General features: G+C 35.0%; 1 protein-coding gene. It reads left to right on the top strand.

Annotated elements, in window-relative coordinates; genetic code table 11:
- Positions 1-246: hypothetical protein (locus AAEY68_RS21515; protein ID WP_350586881.1), on the top strand; the 246-nt coding region annotated here is incomplete at both ends.

Below are 246 nucleotides of genomic sequence, written 5' to 3'. Positions count from 1 at the left end.
ATCTAGTACAAGGTGAACCTTTTGAGTACGGCTTCAAAATAACAAACATAGGAGATGAGTTGTTCTCTGGAGCTCTTCTAAGCAAATTTAAAATTACTCTTTGTTCAATGAACATGGTTGTAAGCTCAAATAAAAAGCCCAATATTAAACAGCTAAATCCTAATGAAAGTACAGAGATCTATTTTGACGTAGTTACAATGGCTATCTCTGGTCCAATATGGATAGAAGCTGAGTTTGAAGCAAAGG

The organism is Pseudoalteromonas sp. RB2-MNA-CIBAN-0110 (assembly GCF_040309305.1).
Taxonomy (GTDB): domain Bacteria; phylum Pseudomonadota; class Gammaproteobacteria; order Enterobacterales; family Alteromonadaceae; genus Pseudoalteromonas; species Pseudoalteromonas arctica.
The sequence above is the reverse complement of the archived record's forward strand: the minus strand, read 5'-3'. Positions and strand labels throughout refer to the sequence as shown.